The 16233-nt window shown below is 60.2% G+C and carries 18 protein-coding genes and 1 tRNA gene; 18 read left to right on the top strand and 1 reads right to left on the bottom strand.

The features are described 5' to 3' along the window. Nucleotide 1 precedes the first annotated feature (1 nt). The 10 genes from frr (at nt 2) to WFP06_RS09090 (ending at nt 9857) form a co-directional block, all read left to right on the top strand. Nucleotides 2-559, top strand: a complete 558-nt coding sequence (gene frr, locus WFP06_RS09135) for a ribosome recycling factor (protein ID WP_336986863.1) — start codon at nt 2-4, stop codon at nt 557-559. 25 nt (nt 560-584) lie between these two features. Continuing rightward, nucleotides 585-1277, top strand: a complete 693-nt coding sequence (uppS, locus tag WFP06_RS09130) for a polyprenyl diphosphate synthase (protein ID WP_336986862.1) — start codon at nt 585-587, stop codon at nt 1275-1277. Beyond that, on the top strand, nt 1264-1986 hold the full coding sequence (locus tag WFP06_RS09125; protein ID WP_336986861.1) for a phosphatidate cytidylyltransferase: 723 nt from the start codon (nt 1264-1266) through the stop codon (nt 1984-1986). Before uppS ends, WFP06_RS09125 begins: the two co-directional genes overlap by 14 nt. Next, the gene (locus tag WFP06_RS09120) at nt 1983-3137 is read left to right on the top strand and encodes a 1-deoxy-D-xylulose-5-phosphate reductoisomerase (RefSeq protein ID WP_336986860.1); all 1155 of its coding nucleotides are present in this window, start codon (nt 1983-1985) and stop codon (nt 3135-3137) included. The genes WFP06_RS09125 and WFP06_RS09120 overlap by 4 nt, the downstream gene beginning before the upstream one ends. A 33-nt stretch (nt 3138-3170) precedes the next feature. Next, nucleotides 3171-4265 carry an RIP metalloprotease RseP gene (gene rseP / locus WFP06_RS09115; protein ID WP_336987669.1) on the top strand — a complete coding sequence of 365 codons (1095 nt, stop codon included), beginning with the start codon at nt 3171-3173 and terminating at the stop codon, nt 4263-4265. Nucleotides 4266-4471: 206 nt separating this feature from the next. Next, nucleotides 4472-7114 (top strand): outer membrane protein assembly factor BamA, encoded by a 2643-nt coding sequence (gene bamA, locus WFP06_RS09110; protein ID WP_336986859.1) that lies wholly within the window; start codon nt 4472-4474, stop codon nt 7112-7114. Further along, a complete protein-coding gene (locus WFP06_RS09105; protein ID WP_336986858.1) occupies nt 7114-7782 on the top strand; it encodes an OmpH family outer membrane protein in 669 nt (222 codons plus the stop codon). The genes bamA and WFP06_RS09105 overlap by 1 nt, the downstream gene beginning before the upstream one ends. Nucleotides 7783-7802: 20 nt before the next feature. Next, nucleotides 7803-8276, top strand: coding sequence for a 3-hydroxyacyl-ACP dehydratase FabZ (fabZ, locus tag WFP06_RS09100; RefSeq protein ID WP_336986857.1), 474 nt, complete (start codon nt 7803-7805; stop codon nt 8274-8276). A gap of 118 nt (nt 8277-8394) precedes the next feature. After that, nucleotides 8395-8622 carry a 50S ribosomal protein L31 gene (gene rpmE, locus WFP06_RS09095; RefSeq protein ID WP_336986856.1) on the top strand — a complete coding sequence of 76 codons (228 nt, stop codon included), beginning with the start codon at nt 8395-8397 and terminating at the stop codon, nt 8620-8622. 116 nt (nt 8623-8738) lie between these two features. Beyond that, a complete protein-coding gene (locus tag WFP06_RS09090) occupies nt 8739-9857 on the top strand; it encodes an endonuclease/exonuclease/phosphatase family protein (RefSeq protein WP_336986855.1) in 1119 nt (372 codons plus the stop codon). Between the two features lie 12 nt (nt 9858-9869). On the opposite strand, the gene WFP06_RS09085 is transcribed toward WFP06_RS09090, so the two are convergent. Further along, nucleotides 9870-10502: a prolyl hydroxylase family protein gene (locus WFP06_RS09085; protein WP_336986854.1), complete on the bottom strand. Its 633-nt coding sequence runs from the start codon at nt 10500-10502 to the stop codon at nt 9870-9872. Between the two features lie 191 nt (nt 10503-10693). On the opposite strand from WFP06_RS09085, the gene WFP06_RS09080 reads away from it, so the two are divergent. From WFP06_RS09080 to WFP06_RS09045, 8 genes are all read left to right on the top strand, one after another. After that, nucleotides 10694-10770 (top strand) — tRNA-His (locus tag WFP06_RS09080). Between the two features lie 72 nt (nt 10771-10842). After that, nucleotides 10843-11907, top strand: coding sequence for a Glu/Leu/Phe/Val family dehydrogenase (locus tag WFP06_RS09075; protein WP_336986853.1), 1065 nt, complete (start codon nt 10843-10845; stop codon nt 11905-11907). 97 nt (nt 11908-12004) lie between these two features. Next, a complete protein-coding gene (ccmC, locus tag WFP06_RS09070; RefSeq protein WP_336986852.1) occupies nt 12005-12736 on the top strand; it encodes a heme ABC transporter permease CcmC in 732 nt (243 codons plus the stop codon). Continuing rightward, a complete protein-coding gene (locus tag WFP06_RS09065; protein WP_336986851.1) occupies nt 12736-12876 on the top strand; it encodes a hypothetical protein in 141 nt (46 codons plus the stop codon). The genes ccmC and WFP06_RS09065 overlap by 1 nt, the downstream gene beginning before the upstream one ends. Next, complete coding sequence (ccmE, locus tag WFP06_RS09060) at nt 12873-13331, top strand: cytochrome c maturation protein CcmE (protein ID WP_336986850.1); 459 nt, start codon at nt 12873-12875, stop codon at nt 13329-13331. The genes WFP06_RS09065 and ccmE overlap by 4 nt, the downstream gene beginning before the upstream one ends. Further along, on the top strand, nt 13328-15274 hold the full coding sequence (locus WFP06_RS09055; RefSeq protein WP_336986849.1) for a heme lyase CcmF/NrfE family subunit: 1947 nt from the start codon (nt 13328-13330) through the stop codon (nt 15272-15274). The genes ccmE and WFP06_RS09055 overlap by 4 nt, the downstream gene beginning before the upstream one ends. Continuing rightward, nucleotides 15271-15804, top strand: a complete 534-nt coding sequence (locus WFP06_RS09050; RefSeq protein ID WP_336986848.1) for a DsbE family thiol:disulfide interchange protein — start codon at nt 15271-15273, stop codon at nt 15802-15804. Before WFP06_RS09055 ends, WFP06_RS09050 begins: the two co-directional genes overlap by 4 nt. Continuing rightward, nucleotides 15801-16226: a cytochrome c-type biogenesis protein gene (locus tag WFP06_RS09045; protein ID WP_336986847.1), complete on the top strand. Its 426-nt coding sequence runs from the start codon at nt 15801-15803 to the stop codon at nt 16224-16226. The genes WFP06_RS09050 and WFP06_RS09045 overlap by 4 nt, the downstream gene beginning before the upstream one ends. Nucleotides 16227-16233 lie beyond the last annotated feature (7 nt).

Here is a 16233-nt window from a genome sequence, read left to right as displayed (position 1 = left end):
CATGGCCAAATACGATAAATCCGACATTGATCGCCGCATGACTGGCGCTGTCGAAGCATTGAAAAGCGATCTGGGCGGTTTGCGTACCGGGCGCGCCAACACCACGCTGCTCGATCCGGTGATGGTTGAGGTTTACGGCGCGCTGATGCCGCTCAACCAGGTTGCGACGGTCTCGGCGCCCGAACCGCGGATGCTCAGCGTGCAGGTGTGGGACAAGGGCAATGTGGTCCAGGTGGAAAAAGGCATCGCCAAGGCGGGCCTCGGGCTCAACCCCATGACCGATGGGCAGAATGTGCGCTTGCCGATCCCCGATCTGACCGAAGAACGCCGCAAGGAATTGTCGAAGCTGGCGGGTCAATACGGCGAAAAAGCCAAGATCGCCGTTCGTAACGTGCGCCGCGATGCGATGGAATCGCTCAAGGACGATGAAAAGGCCAAAGAAATCTCCGAAGACGACCGCAAGCGTCTGGAAGATGAAGTCCAGAAAATGACCGACAAATATGTCGCTGAAATCGACGTTGCTTCGGAGCATAAAGAAAAGGAAATCATGACCCAGTGAGGGTGATGGGAGCCTGGAACTGAACATGGCGGAGGCAAGCTCGGACAGCGTGCGCGCACGCCACGTCGCGATCATCATGGATGGTAACGGGCGCTGGGCGAAACAGCGCCATCTGCCGCGCGCGATGGGGCATCAGCGCGGTGTGGAAGCGGTGCGCAAACTGGTCCGCAGTGTCGAGGGAATGGGTATCGATTGCCTTACGCTCTATGCGTTTTCCTCCGAAAACTGGAAGCGTCCGGCAGACGAGGTCAGTGACCTGATGGGGATGCTGCGCAAGTTCATCAAATCGGACCTGCCGGAATTTATCGCCAATGATGTGAAGCTGAAAATTATCGGTGATTACAAGGCTCTGGAGCCGGATATTGTCACGCAGCTTGAGGATGCTCTGGAGCGTACATCGAAAGGTTCGCGGACCCTGGCGGTAGCACTGAATTACGGATCGCAGGACGAAATCGTGCGCGCCGCGGCAAAGGCCGCCAGCGCGGGTGACATTACCGCTGAAAGCATCGCCGCCAATCTCGATACTGCCGATCTGCCGCCGCTCGACCTGCTGATCCGCACCAGCGGTGAAGTCAGGCTGTCGAACTTCCTGTTGTGGCAGGCCGCCTATGCCGAAATGATGTTTGTGGACGAATTGTGGCCCGATTTCACACCCGGACATCTGCAAGCGGCGCTCGACCGGTTTGCCGGCAGGGAGCGGCGATATGGCGGACGATAATATCGCGCCCGAAGTAAACGGGCCGGAAGCGGCCGCTCGGGCGAAAAAGAATGTCGATCTGCCGGTTCGCGCAGCATCGGCGGTGGTTATGCTGGGCCTGGCAATCGCGGCGATCTGGCTGGGCGGCAACTGGCTTAAAGGCTTTATCGTGCTGGTGGCGCTGGCCTGTTTCGTGGAATACGTGCTGCTGGTGGTAAAGGCGACCGGCAATATCCCGTACCGGCTGGCAGGTCTGATTGCGGGCGGCGTATATATCGGCCTGGCAGCCGGCGCTTTGCTGGGCTTCAGCGCGCAACAGTTGTTGCTCGTGCTCGGCACCGTCATTGCCACGGATACGGGGGCTTATTTTTCGGGCCGGGCTATTGGCGGGCCGAAGATCGCGCCGCGCATCAGTCCTTCCAAGACGTGGGCCGGATTATGTGGCGGGATGCTGGCGGCTGCGGTGTGGCTGGCTGGCGGCATCTACGTCATCATGTCGCTTGGCGATGCGGCTTCACCAACCAGCCATGTGTTGCCCTTTGCGATTGGCGGCGCGGTTCTGGCGGTTGCGGCGCAAGCCGGCGATTTCTTTGAAAGCTGGCTGAAACGCAAGGCGGGTGCGAAGGATTCGTCACGGCTCATTCCGGGCCATGGCGGCGTGTTTGACCGGGTTGACGGACTGCTCCCGGTTGCGCTGATCGCCGCTGCGGCGATGAGCTTCATGCCTTGACCCGTTCGCTCTCCATCCTTGGCGCGACGGGTTCGGTCGGCACTTCGACGCTGGATCTGATCCGCAGCAACCGCGATGCGTGGCGCGTCAAGGCGCTGACCGCCAATTCCAGCGTCGATGATCTGGCCGCGATGGCGCGCGAATTCGGCGCGGAAATCGCCGTGGTCGCCGACGAAAGCAAAGTTTCCCGATTGCGCGAGGCCCTGTCCGGCACGCCGATCAAGGTCGCTGGCGGCACCGCAGCCCTTTGCGAAGCTGCAGCGATGCGCGCGGATGTCACCGTGGCGGCAATCGTGGGCTGTGCCGGGCTGGCGCCCACGATGGCAGCGATAGAGCAGGGCGGGACCGTCGCGCTGGCCAACAAGGAAGCGCTGGTTTCTGCCGGCGATGTGATGATCGCCGCGGTTGCAAGACATGGCGCGACCCTGCTGCCTGTCGATAGCGAGCATAATGCGATTTTCCAGTGTCTGGCGGGCGAAGATCTGGCCAACGTGCGCTGGATCACGCTGACTGCCAGTGGCGGCCCGTTCCGCACCTGGACGCACGAACAGCTGAAATGTGCCACGCCGCAGCAGGCCGTGGCGCATCCCAATTGGGACATGGGAGCCAAAATCAGTGTCGATTCCGCGACGATGATGAACAAGGGGCTGGAATTTATCGAGGCGCATCATCTGTTTCCTGTCGGGCTGGATCACTTGCGGATCATCGTCCATCCGCAATCGGTGGTGCATTCGATGGTCGAATACCGCGACGGGTCCACGCTGGCGCAGCTTGGGCCGTCCGACATGCGCGTGCCAATCGCCTCAACGCTGGCGTGGCCGTCGCGGATGGAAACCGATATTGCGCCGATGGATCTGGCAGCCATCGGATCACTGGACTTCGAACCGACTGACGAGGCGCGGTTCCCCGCCACGCGGTTGGCGCGCGAGGCAATCAGGGCAGGCGGTGCAGCCCCGGCTGTGCTAAATGCAGCCAACGAGGTTGCGGTGGCCGCGTTTCTGTCCGGTCAGATCGGGTTCACGCGGATTGCCGCAGAGGTGGAACGCAATCTTGAAGCGACTGGCGAATGCGCGCCGGCCAATCTCGAAGAGGTATTGGCGCTGGACGCCATGACGCGTAAACGCGCCGCTGAAATGCTGGAGACGAACTGAGTGATCGAAGCTGTTCCCAATGTACCTGTCTGGATGATGGTGCTGGGCTTTCTGCTTGTGCTGGGCCCGCTGGTGACTGTGCACGAGTTGGGGCATCTGCTGGTCGGGCGGGTGTTCGGGATCAAGGCCGATGCGTTTTCGATCGGTTTTGGCAAGGAACTGTGCGGCTGGAATGACAAGCGCGGGACGCGGTGGAAAGTTTCGGCGCTGCCGCTGGGCGGCTATGTCCAGTTCGCCGGAGACATGAACCCCGCCAGCATCCCCGACGATGCGGCGGCGGCAAAATTCACCCGGCAGGAACGCGCAGAAGCCTTCCAGTTTCAGCCGCTATGGCAGCGGGCGCTGGTTGTTGCGGCCGGGCCGGCGACAAATTTTCTTGTCGCAATCGCCATCCTTGCATCCTTCAATTATGCTTACGGCAGGCTGGAAGTCGCGCCGGTCGTCAAAGGAGTGGTTGAGGGTAATGCAGCGGCGGAAATCGGGATCAAGGCAGGTGACCGGTTTGTCGAACTCGACGGCGAGCCGGTTGGCAGCTTTGAAGATGTCCGTTCGGTTGTGGTCCAGAATCCTGGCGAAACGCTGAAGCTGAAAATGGATCGCGGCGGGGAAACCATCGATCTGGATTTCACGATACCCACGATTGTCGAACGCGACCGCTTCGGAAACGAATTTCGCATCGGTCGGCTTGGCGTTTATTCGGTGCTGGGGGAATATTTCGATGTCGGTCCGTTTGAAGCGGTTGGTCTGGCTGTAACGCAAACCGGTGATATCGTTGTGATGATGGTCAACGGCATCTGGCAGATCATCACCGGGAGGCGGCCGATCAGCGAGCTGGGCGGCCCGATTAAAATCGCCAAATTCAGCGGTGAACAGCTGAGCCTGGGGTGGCGCGAGTTCACCTATTTCGCGGCGCTCATCTCAATTAACTTGGCATTCATTAACCTGCTGCCAATCCCGGCGCTCGACGGCGGGCACCTGGCTTTTTACGCGGCTGAAGCAGTTCGCCGCAAGCCGGTTGGCGCACGCGGTCATGAATTGGCGTACCGAACCGGCGTTGCCTTTGTACTGGCGCTGATGGTGTTCGTCACAATTAACGATTTGGCCTCGCTCCCGATATTCGGGAGATAATCGGGGAAAGGACGCAAACCGCAACAATTGGCCGCCGCGCCTAGCTTGATTGAGAACCCGCCTTAGGGCAGAGCGCGCACAGTGTGCGCGGCCCGGGTTTCAGGCAAAGGGCGCGTTTGGTTGTTGTTGCTTAAACTGACGGGAATGCCGTGTTGATGATTGGACGGGGAAAGCTCCGCAATTCCGGAAACGGAACAAGTTCACGCATGGCCACGGCCTTGCTTTGCGGCACAGTGCTCGCGGGATTACCCCATGCAGCCTTTGCGCAGGATGCTGCATCGCAGCCGGTTACCGGCCAGCAGCAGACCGCCGCAGCCGTGCAGCAGGACCCGCGTCAGGAAATCATCCAGACGATATCGGTCGCCGGTGCCCAGCGGCTGGAGCCCAATACCATCGTCAGCTATATGCGGCTGCGCGCCGGCCAGCCCTATACGCAGGCAGATGCCGACGAAGCGCTCAAAGACCTTTATGCGACCGAACTGTTTTCGGACGTAACGATCGGTTTCAACAACGGCAATGTGCTGGTTACGGTACAGGAAAACCCGGTCATCAACCGGATTGTGCTGGAAGGTAACAAGCGCCTCAAGGAAGACAAGATCCGGCCCGAGATCAAACTCGCGCCGCGGCAGATTTTCACGCGCTCGAAAGTGCGCGCCGATGTGGCCCGCATTCTGGAGCTGTACAAGCGTCAGGGACGGTTTGCCGCCTCGATCGAGCCGCAGATGGTCATGCTCGACCAGAACCGCGTCGATATCGTGTTCGAAATCAACGAAGGGCCCAAATCAAAGGTCCGCCAGATCAACATCATCGGCAACGAGGCGTTTTCGGACGGCACATTGCGCGGCGAGATGATTACGAAGCAAGCGCGCCTGACTTCGTTCTTCAGTTCGAACAAGACCTATGATCCCGACCGTCTGGCATTCGACCAGCAAAAGCTGCGCCAGTTCTATCTGACTGAAGGTTATGCGGATTTCCGCGTGGTGTCGGCGGTTGCCGAACTGACGCCCGATAATGAAGACTTCATCATCACTTACGTGGTGGAAGAAGGCGAGCGCTATAAATTCGGCGATGTGGCGGTTGAAAGCCAGTTGCGCGATTTTGATAGCGAGCAATTGTCGTCCGGCCTGCCGATGTCCGCCGAAGACTGGTACAATGCCAAGCTGGTTGAAGACACTGTCGAACAGCTGACCGAAGCTGCGGGCGCTTTCGGTTATGCCTTTGCCGATGTCCGGCCGCGGTTTACCCGCAACAAGGAAGATCTGACGATGGACGTCGTCTTCCTGATGGCCGAAGCGCCGCGCGTGTATGTCGAACGGATCGACGTCAACGGAAACACGCTGACGCAGGACAAGGTTATCCGCCGCGAATTCAGGATTGCCGAAGGCGATGCGTTCAATTCGCTGCAAGTGAAGCGTTCGACAAACCGGATTAACGGTCTGGGGTATTTCCAGGAAGGGTTCGAGATTGAACAGCAGCCTGGCAGCGCACCCGACCGGATCGTGCTGGCAGCCAATGTCGAAGAAAAGCCCACTGGCCAGTTGCAACTGTCTGCCGGCTTCTCGAGCTTGGAAAGTTTCATTCTCGCAGGCTCGATCCAGCAGCGGAACTTCCGCGGACGCGGCCAGACAGTAGGCGCGAGCGTCAATTATTCGCGCAATTCGCGTTCTGCCCAGCTGAGCTTTGCCGAACCCTATCTGTTCGACCGGAATATTTCGGCTGGCATCGATGTCTATCGGCGTGATTTCAACAACAATTATTTCAACCGCGATAACGGCGCGACTTACGAACAATCGACCACCGGTTTCCAGCTTCGTGCGGGCGTGCCGATCAGCGAATTTACGTCGGTTATCGGCAGCTACACGCTGAACTTCGACGATGTTACGCTGGATGAAAACCAGTTCTTCCTTGATCTGGACGGTGATGGTGTCCCGACTTGCGAACCGTTGCTTGCGGGCCGTTATCTCTGCGAAGCAATCGGCAAGCGAACCAGTTCGATCCTCGGCCTTACTCTGGCCAACAGCACGCTGAACAGCCGCTTCCGTCCCACTGCCGGACAGAATGTGTCCATCGGTGTCGATTATGCGGGACTGGGCGGTTCGGTCAAATATGTGCGCCTGCGCAGCAAAGCCACCAAATACTGGCAGGTGCTGGGCGATTTCATCTTCTCGCTGCAGGCAGAAGGCGGCGCGATCCGCGGCCTTGAAGACAGGGGCGGTGTCGGGGTCGATGATGTCCGCCTTACCGACCGGTTTTTCCTTGGTGAGCCGCAGATGCGCGGTTTCGACGTTCGCGGTGTTGGGCCGCGGGTAATCCGCCGCCGTCTGATCGGCGTGGATGAAGCCGGGGCGCCGCTTTATGCGCAAAAACGCAGCGAAGGCCTGACCGATGATGCCATCGGCGGCAACGCATATTATCTGGGCCGCGCGGAGCTGGAAATTCCGCTTGGCACCGGCGCCCGCGAACTGGGACTGCGCCCGTCGATATTCCTGGATGTCGGTTCGCTGTTCAGCATTACCGATCCGGTCACGCAATCCAGCCCGTTCCCGGACGGCATCACGTACCAGTTGCGCGACGCGGATGGTCAGCTTCTATTCATTGGTGCTGATGGTATACCCACTACCAGCCCTGTCGATGGCAGCGGCAATGCGCTTGATCCCGTTACGCAGAACATTGCGCCCTTCACCGAGGAATTTGTCGGCGATACATGGAAACCGCGCATTGCGCTGGGAATCGGCATGAACTGGAATTCGCCCTTCGGTCCTTTGCGGATCGACTTTTCGAGAATCCTGTCGAAGCAGGAAGGCGATGACACTAAAGAATTCTCATTTAACGTAGGAACTCAATTCTGATGAAAACTCTTCTCAAACCGGCTTTGGCCGCTGGCCTGATGCTTGTCGCCGCGCCTGTCATGGTTGCACCGGCCGCAGCGCAGGCTGTCCAGAATATCGGGGTAGTCAATCTGCCCGCAGTTGTGGCGCGTTCGAATGCGTTCACAGTGGCCCAGCAGCAACGCCAGGTAACTTACAAGCCGCAGTTCGACCAGGCAAATGCCCGTCAGGCACAGCTCGCAGCGCAGATCAATCCGATGATCGACCGCTTGCGCACCGATAGTCAGGCAGCAAACCCCGATAACGCAGCATTGCAGGCGCAAGCAACGACCGTGGAACGCCTGCGGCAATCGGGCCAGCGCGAATTGCAGACCATCCTCCAGCCCGTCGCGCTGAGCGAAGCCTATGTCGAAGAACAGATCCGCGACCAGCTTGCGCTGGCTATCGAAAATGTCGCGAAATCGCGCAAACTCGCGCTGATGGTCAGCCCCGATTCGGTACTGTACGCCAGCGAAACGCTCAATATGAACCAGGATATTCTGGCAGAACTCAACCGTTTGCTGCCAAGCGCACAAATCGTTCCGCCAGCCGGCTGGGAGCCACGCGAAATCCGTGAACAGCGTGCAGCAGCCGCTGCCGCCCAGGCACAGCAGCCAGCCACTCAGGCACCCGTAACCGGCGGCCGCTAAGTCAAATTCGGGGGCAGGGCATGAGCGATGAAAAGGCGGTAACCGCCTACGATATCCGGAAAATCCTCAAGGCCCTGCCGCACCGTTATCCGCTGCTGCTGGTGGACCGCGTGGCCTCGCTCGAAATCGGCGAGAAAATCCATGCGATCAAAGCGGTCAGCATGAATGAAGAGTTTTTTCAGGGCCATTTCCCCGGCGCCCCGATCATGCCCGGTGTCCTCCAGATCGAAGCCATGGCGCAGGCCGCTGCGATCCTTGCGATCGAAACGCTCGAACTGGCGGGCAGCGGCAAGCTCGTTTATTTCATGGCAATCGAAGAAGCCAAGTTCCGCGCACCTGTCGAACCGGGCTGTCTGCTCGATCTGCATGTCGGGTTTGTCCAGAAGCGCAGCCGCGTCTGCAAATTCTGGGGCCGCGCCGAAGTGGACGGGAAAGTGACCTGCGATGTGAAATTCACCGCGATGGTGGCCGATCCTCCCGCAGATAGCGACTAAGGCTTGCCAATCGGCGCTGCTGCGGTTAGTGGCGCGGCTTGCAAATTACCATCCGCCCACAGGGCATCTGTAGCGTATCCGGTCGGAACCGGCTGCGCACCTACGGAAGAGAGACGACATGAAAGCCGATACACACCCCGAATATCACATGATCAACGTCAAAATGACTGACGGATCCGAATTCCAGACCCGTTCGACATGGGGCAAGGAAGGCGACACGATGACGCTCGACATCGACCCGACCAGCCATCCGGCATGGACCGGCGGCCAGCGTCAGCTCGACCAGGGCGGCCGTGTTGCCCAGTTCAACAAGCGTTTCGGCGGATTGTCGCTCAAGAAAAAGTAAGCGGTTTCACTATCGCAGGATACCAAAGGGCGGCCTCGCGGGGTCGCCCTTTTTTGTGCGCGACTGGTTTATCGCGCGCAAAGCGGCTAGCCAACATACGAATGGGGGGGAGCAAAATGGATCTGGCACCAATGGGGAAATGGAAACTGGCGGGACGTTGGCTGCTGCGACTGGTTGCAATCATACTGATTGCCGGAACGCTGCTGAGCACGACCGATCTCAACCAGTGGTGGATACGCATCTGGGATTTTCCCCGCGTGCAAATCCTGATTGCGATGGTTGTTACCGCAATGGCATTGTGGTTTCTCGATCGAGGATGGCGGCCCTGGTTTCCGCTTGTTCTGGCAGGGCTGACCATCTGGCAGCTTTACCGCGTTTATCCCTACACACCGGTGGCGGCAGAAGAGGTCGCGCTGGTGCAAGCGGGTGAAAGCAATGAAGCTGCCTGTTTTACGATCCTCACGCTCAACGTCCTCCAGAAAAACCGCGAATATCAAAGAACCGCCGATTTGATCCGCCGGACCAACCCCGATGTTCTGCTGCTGACCGAAACGGATCAGCCGTGGGCTGACGCAATGGGTCCGGTGTTGCAGCCCTATGCCAACCAGATTCACCGCCCGTTGGATAACACTTACGGCATCATGTTTGCCACGCGGTTGCCCATGAAAGACGCAACCATTCAGGACATGGCGCAGAAAGACACGCCTTCGGTGTTTGCCACCCTGATGGCAGGCAAGCGTGAATTCAGGATGATCGGCCTGCATCCGCGCCCGCCAACGGTCAATCAGGACACCGAAGAACGCGATGCCGAAATCATCGTGGCGGCAAAACAGTCCCGCGATATCGAAATGCCGGTGCTGGCGCTGGGCGATTTCAACGATGTGGCATGGTCCGACACCACCAGCCTGTTCAAGACAATCGGTAGCTTCCTTGATCCGCGGGTCGGCCGCGGCACCTATGCCACCTTCCCGGCCGATATGACTTGGCTGGGATGGCCATTGGATCACCTGTTCGTGACGGAAGAATTCCTGCTGCGCGATATGAGTGTGGGTGAACCTGTCGGATCGGACCATCTCCCGGTTCTTGCCGAACTGTGTCTCGCCCCCGTGCCCGCGCGGCAGCGGAATCAGCAAACCGAAGCGCCCAGTTCCGAAGATGAGGAGGAAGCCGGCGAAGTGTTGAAGGAATTCAAGAAGGACGAGGCGGAAGACCGGATCGAAGGTGAGGCCGGCTAGGCGCAGACGGCGTCAGCTCCACGGTTTTTCACGGTACCATTTGGTGATCACATATTTCACGCCCCGGCGCACTTTCATCCCGTGATGCAGCGTGGCAGGATTCAGGCTGCCGTCGGCGCGGTGGTTGTTCCAACCCAGCAGTTTGCCCGGCTCGGGCCGGAAGGTCTTGCCGATCACTTTGAAACGCGTGCCGCCGCCCGCCTCGACCGCATTCAGATAAATCATGAATGTCCAGGTGCGCTGCCCCGCGACCGAGCAGAATTTGGCATAGTCCTCTCCGCCGGGTTCGAAATAGTCGGTATGTTGCTTGAATTCCTGGCCCGGGGCGTAACGCTGTCCCTGCACCGGTTCGCCAAATTCGGCGCCGATGCCGGTAAATTGCCGCAACAATACTTCGAGTTGCTGCACCTCGGGCGCATTGGCGGGCAGATCGCAGGTTTCGCTGGTGCGAAAATACGCGTCGCCATTGGCATCGGCAATTTCCGACGGGCGGCGGCCCTGATCGATCAGCCCGATTAACCCGCGGCAATGCCCGGGCGTCAAAAACCCGCGCCGCTGGAACAGTTCCAGCTTGGGGGTGGGGACCCGCTGGACACCGGTCTGGGCGCCCAGATGCGCGGCAGAGGATTCGCCCGGATTGGCCATTAATTCAACGATAGTGTCCGGCGCCCGATTCTCAAGCGCGAAATAATCTTGCGCCGGAGCGGGCAGAAATCAGTTTTCGCTTCCAAAATGCGGCTCGCTATGCAACAGGCTCGCCGCCTTGCCGTTAGCTGCTTGACCCCGCGCCTGTGGGGCTTATTCAGCGCGCTTCGCGGCAAGTCGTAATGGATATGGCGATCGTAGCTCAGTTGGTTAGAGCGCCGGTTTGTGGTACCGGAGGTCGGGGGTTCAAGACCCCTCGATCGCCCCATATCCCTTTTGCGATGCCGCGAAATCCAGGCCTATTGTGCCACCAAGGCGGGCCGATGAAAGCGAGCGGGCAATGACGGCATTCTGGACCGAAGCGGATTTCGACGATCACGAGCATGTGCAGCTTGTGCGTGATCGGAAATCTGGCTTGACCGCTATCATCGCATTGCATTCCACATATCTTGGCCCCGGTGCAGGCGGCACACGGTTCTGGCATTACGCCGAACCCAAAGATGCGATGCGCGATGCGCTGCGCCTGTCACGCGGGATGAGCTACAAGAACGCAATGGCCGGGCTGCCCATGGGCGGCGGCAAGGCAGTCATTCTGGCGGATAAGAACAGCAACAAGACACACGAAATGTTGCGCGCATTCGGCAAAACCGTCAACGCGCTGGGCGGCCGTTACGTCACCGCCGAAGATGTCGGCATCAATGAAGCCGACATGGTCGCCGTGGCGAAAGAAACCCCCTATGTTTCGGGCCTTCCGGTGGAAGACGGTGATGCCGCGGGCGGCGATCCGGGTCCGTTTACCGCGATGGGCATATATCACGGCATCAAGGCTGCCGTGCACCACAAGCTGGGCAAAAAAGACCTGCGCGGCGTGCACGTGGCCATTCAGGGAACCGGCAGCGTTGGCGGCGGCGTTGCGCGGTTGCTTGCGCGCGACGGCGCCAGACTGACGCTGGCCGATGTCAACGCAGACCGAGCTTCCAGACTGGCAAACGAACTTGAAGGCGTTGCCGTGTCGGCCGACGCGATCATGAGTGTCGCGTGCGACGTTTTCAGCCCGAACGCGCTGGGCGCGATCCTCGATGAAGAAGGAATCGCCCGGCTCGATGCGCCGATCGTTGCGGGCGGCGCGAACAATCAACTGGCACGTGCGGAACATGGCAGTCTGCTCGCCGCACGCGGGATTTTATACGCGCCGGATTATGTCATCAATGCCGGCGGCATCATCAGCGTTACGCTGGAATATCTTTGCCGCCAGCACGGCGAACCATGCGATATCAATGAAGTGCGCAAGCGTCTGGCGCAAATCCCCGGCCGGCTGATCGAAATCTGGCAGGAAAGCGAACGAAGCGGCGTTTCGTCCGACGTCGTTTCGGACCGGATGGCTCAAAAGCTGATCGGGCGCTAGAATACGCTTCGACGCGTGGCGGACAGTCCGCAAAATCGCGCGGGGAATACTTGCCGCGCCGCGCGTCTGATGCCAAAGGATTGGTGACGATAGTCCCATGCATGCATACGCAAATCCAGCCCGCTTCCTGAAGCTTGCGCGTCCTCTGACGCCGATCTTGCTCGTGGCCGGTGCATTGATGGTGGGCGCCTCGCTCGCATGGGGGTATTTCGTCGCCCCGGCTGACCGGCTGATGGGCGAAACGGTGCGGATTCTGTTCCTGCACGTGCCCGCTGCATGGCTGGGGATGGGCGGCTGGACCGCGATTGCCATTGCCAGCTTTGCCGAACTGGTCTGGCGGCACCCGCTGGCAGCTTTGGCGGCCCGCGGGGCTGCTGTACCGGGCATGGTGTTCACCGCAATATGCCTCGTCACAGGTTCGATCTGGGGGCGGCCTGCATGGGGCACATGGTGGGTGTGGGACGGGCGCCTGACAAGTATGCTGGTGCTGCTGTTTCTGTATTTCGGCTATCTCGGCCTGACCCGCGCCATAGACCGCGAGGGCGCATCCAGCAGGATTGCAGCCATTTTCGGACTGCTCGGCGCGGTCAACATTCCGATTATCAACCGTTCGGTCGTCTGGTGGAACAGCCTCCACCAGCCGCCCAGTCTGACGATGGGCAAATCGGCCATCGCGCCCGAATTTCTCTGGCCGCTGGCGTTCTCGGCACTGGGTTTTTCACTCCTGTTCGGCGGCATCGTGCTTGCCCGGATGCGCACTTTGCTGGCCGAACGTCAGGCCGATGCGCGTTTGCGCCGCAAGGTGGCAGCGGCCGAGGGAGCCATTTGATGCGCGAAGGGCTCGATCCCTGGCTGTTCGTCAACGCAGCCTACGGCGTGACGATTGCGGGCGCTTTGTGGCTGACGGTGTGGAGCTGGCTTGCCATGCGCCGCGCCGAAGCCCGCCGCGAAAAGGTGAAGCGCAAATGAGCGCGCTCAAACCCAAACATCAGCGGCTTGGACTGATCATTTTCGCGCTGGCCGCGCTGGTCGGCGCGGCTCTGCTGGCGGCATACGGCCTGCGTAACCAGGCAAGCTATTTCTACGTTCCCAGCCAGATTTCCGCTGATCCGCCGTCACCCACGCAGGCCGTCCGGCTGGGCGGCATGGTGCAGGAAGGATCGCTGAAAACCATGGCTGACGGGGTTACCGTGGCATTTGTCGTCGGCGACGGCGATGCGCGCATACCTGTCCGGTTCGCGGGAATATTGCCTGATCTGTTTGTCGAGGGATCGGGCGTGGTCGCAGAGGGCAAGCTGGGCGCGGATGGCACGTTCGTTGCCGATAATCTGCTCGCCAAACATGATGAAAACTACGTCCCGCGCGAATTGCAGGCCATGACCGAGGCGCAGGCAAAACGGACTGTCGCGGAAACCGTCCAGTGATTGCGGAGCTTGGACTGGCGGCGCTGTGGCTGGCAGCGGGCTTGGCGGTTTTGCAACTGATTGCAGGCGCATTGTCTGTCAGGCAAACCGATGGTCCGCTCGCATTGGCCGCGCGCCCCGCTGCGGTAATGCAGGGCATATTGGCGGCATTTGCGTTCCTGATGCTGCTGTGGTTGTTTGCCCAGACAGATCTGTCGGTTAAGCTGGTGGCGGCCAATTCGCACGCTGCGAAGCCGATGATCTTCAAACTCAGCGGAACATGGGGCAATCACGAAGGTTCCATGCTGCTGTGGATCACCGTGATGGCGCTGGCTGGCGCGCTGATTGCCCGGCTGGAGCACCGGCTGCCCGAACGCACCATGCAGGCCACGCTTGCCACGCAGGCCTTCGTCGGCATCGGCTTTTACGCCTTTCTGCTGCTGTCTTCCAATCCGTTCGAACGCCTGCCGACTCCGGCGCTTGAGGGGCTTGGCCTCAATCCGCTGCTGCAGGATATCGGGCTCGCGCTGCATCCGCCGACGCTGTATTTCGGCTATGTCGGCCTGTCGGTAGCATTCAGTTTCGCCTTGGGCGCATTGCTGACGCGCGAGGTAACGCCTGATTTCGCGCGCGCTGTGCGCCCGTGGGTGCTGGGCGCGTGGATATTCCTGACACTGGGCATTACCGCGGGTAGCTACTGGGCGTATTACGAACTGGGCTGGGGCGGCTGGTGGTTTTGGGATCCGGTGGAAAATGCATCGTTGATGCCCTGGCTGGCGGCAACCGCATTGCTTCATTCGGTCAGTGTTCTGGCTGCCCGCGATGCCTTGCGGGCCTGGACAATCATGCTCGGCGTGGTCGCCTTTTCGATGTCGATGATGGGGACTTTTCTGGTTCGTTCTGGCGTTCTCACCAGTGTCCACGCCTTCGCCGTCGATCCGGAGCGGGGGACATTCATTCTTGTACTGCTGGCAATCTACATCGGCGGTGCGCTGACAATCTTCGCGTTGCGCGCGGGCACGGTGCAGGAAGGCGAGCGGTTTGCCGCATCCAGCCGCGAGGGCGCGCTGGTGTTCAACAATGTCATGTTGAGCGCGATTTTGGCGGTGGTACTGGTCGGCACACTGTATCCCTTGCTGACCGAGGCATTCGGGGTGCGCGTGTCGGTCGGCCCGCCCTATTTCAACCCCGTCGGTGCCATTTTCGTGATGCCGATGCTGGCCGTGATGGCAGTCGGCCCGCTGCTTCGCTGGCGCAGGGACGGTGTCAAGAGAATCACCAAACCTGCTGCTTTCATTGCCAGTCTGGCAATCGTCACCTGTCTATTTGCGGCGTTTCTCAGCGATGCGAATGTGCTGGCGGTTTTGGGCCTGGGATTTTCGGCCGCACTGGCAGTTGGCAGCGTTCTTCCGCTCAAAGGCCGGAACTTGCTGCGCACGCCGCTGGCAATCTGGGGCATGGTTCTGGCCCATCTGGGGATTGCCACGGCGCTGTTCGGAATGGCGAGCGAAAGCGCATTTTCTGTCGAAAAGCTGGTCGCAGCAAAAGCTGGCGATGTGACGCAGGTGGGGCCGTGGACCGTCGAGCTTGATAGCGTGGTTCCCGCAGTCGGGCCCAACTGGACTGCGCTGCAGGCCAATTTGCAAGCGCGCTACAAGGGCGGCGCAGCTATCGGGCTGACGCCGCAATCGCGCAGCTTCTGGTCGCCCGAACGCGAAACTGCCGAAAGCGCATTATCGACGCGCTGGAACGGACAGCTTTACGCGGTCATGGGCAGCGGAACGCAGGATGGCCGGCGCCAGCTTCGCCTGTGGTGGAAACCGTTTGTCACCATGATCTGGTTTGGCGGCGTTCTGATCGCATTGGGCGGTCTGCTCGCACTGATCGGGCGGCTGGCGGCCGATCTGAAGCGCCATTACGTGCGCCGCCGCAGTGCCGAGCGCCGCAGCGAGATTGCCGCATGATCCGGCGCTGGTATCTGTGGTTGCCCTTGCTCGGCTTTCTCGGCTTTCTGGTGCTGGTTGCCGCAGGGTTGAACCGGCCGGCGGATCGCGAAGTGGCGAGCCGGATGATCGGCAAGCCGCTGCCCGAATTTTCACTCAAGCCGGCGGCCCCCGAAATGCGCGGAGCCTCGCGCGCCGATTTTACCGACGGGAAGCCCAAACTGCTTAATGTGTGGGCCAGTTGGTGTGTGCCTTGCATAGCGGAGGCGCCGCATCTCGAAACGCTCAAACAAAACGGCGCGCAGATCATCGGCATCGCGATCCGCGATAAGCCGGCGGATGTGGCGGCTTTTCTGGTCCGCAACGGCAATCCTTACAGCCGCATCGGCGCGGATGATCTGTCTGAATTGCAACTGGAGATCGGCTCGTCCGGTGTGCCTGAAACCTTTGTCGTGGATGGTAAGGGTGTGATCACTTACCAGCATATCGGCGATGTCAGGGCTGAACATGTGCCCGTGTTGCTCGAACAGCTTGCGGAGGCGGCACAGTGAAACTGCTGGTCCATACGCTGCTGGTTTTTGCGGTTTTGCTTTCAGGGCCTGTGCGGGCGCAGGATTCCATGCCGCCCGCGCCCTATGCCAATCAGCAGCTGGCAGATCCGGCTTTGGAGGCCGAGGCGCAGGAGCTGATGTTCACGCTGCGCTGTCTCAAATGCCAGAGCCAGTCGATCGCTGACAGCGATGCCCCGATGGCAGGTGATATGCGCCATCAGGTCCGCACGCGAATGCTGGCAGGGCAGAACGCCGATGAAATTCGCGCGTGGCTGGTCGAACGATACGGCGAATATGTCAGTTACAAGCCGCAAGTATCAGCCAGCACCTGGCCGCTGTTCGCACTGCCGCTGGTGCTGCTGGTGGCGGGTATGGCGATATTGCGTAGCAGGCTGGGCCGCCGGAGCAGGCCCGAAGGATGAGCGGAAC

The organism is Altererythrobacter aquiaggeris (assembly GCF_037154015.1).
In the GTDB taxonomy this organism is placed as follows: Bacteria; Pseudomonadota; Alphaproteobacteria; order Sphingomonadales; family Sphingomonadaceae; genus Aestuarierythrobacter; species Aestuarierythrobacter aquiaggeris.
The sequence above is the reverse complement of the archived record's forward strand: the minus strand, read 5'-3'. Positions and strand labels throughout refer to the sequence as shown.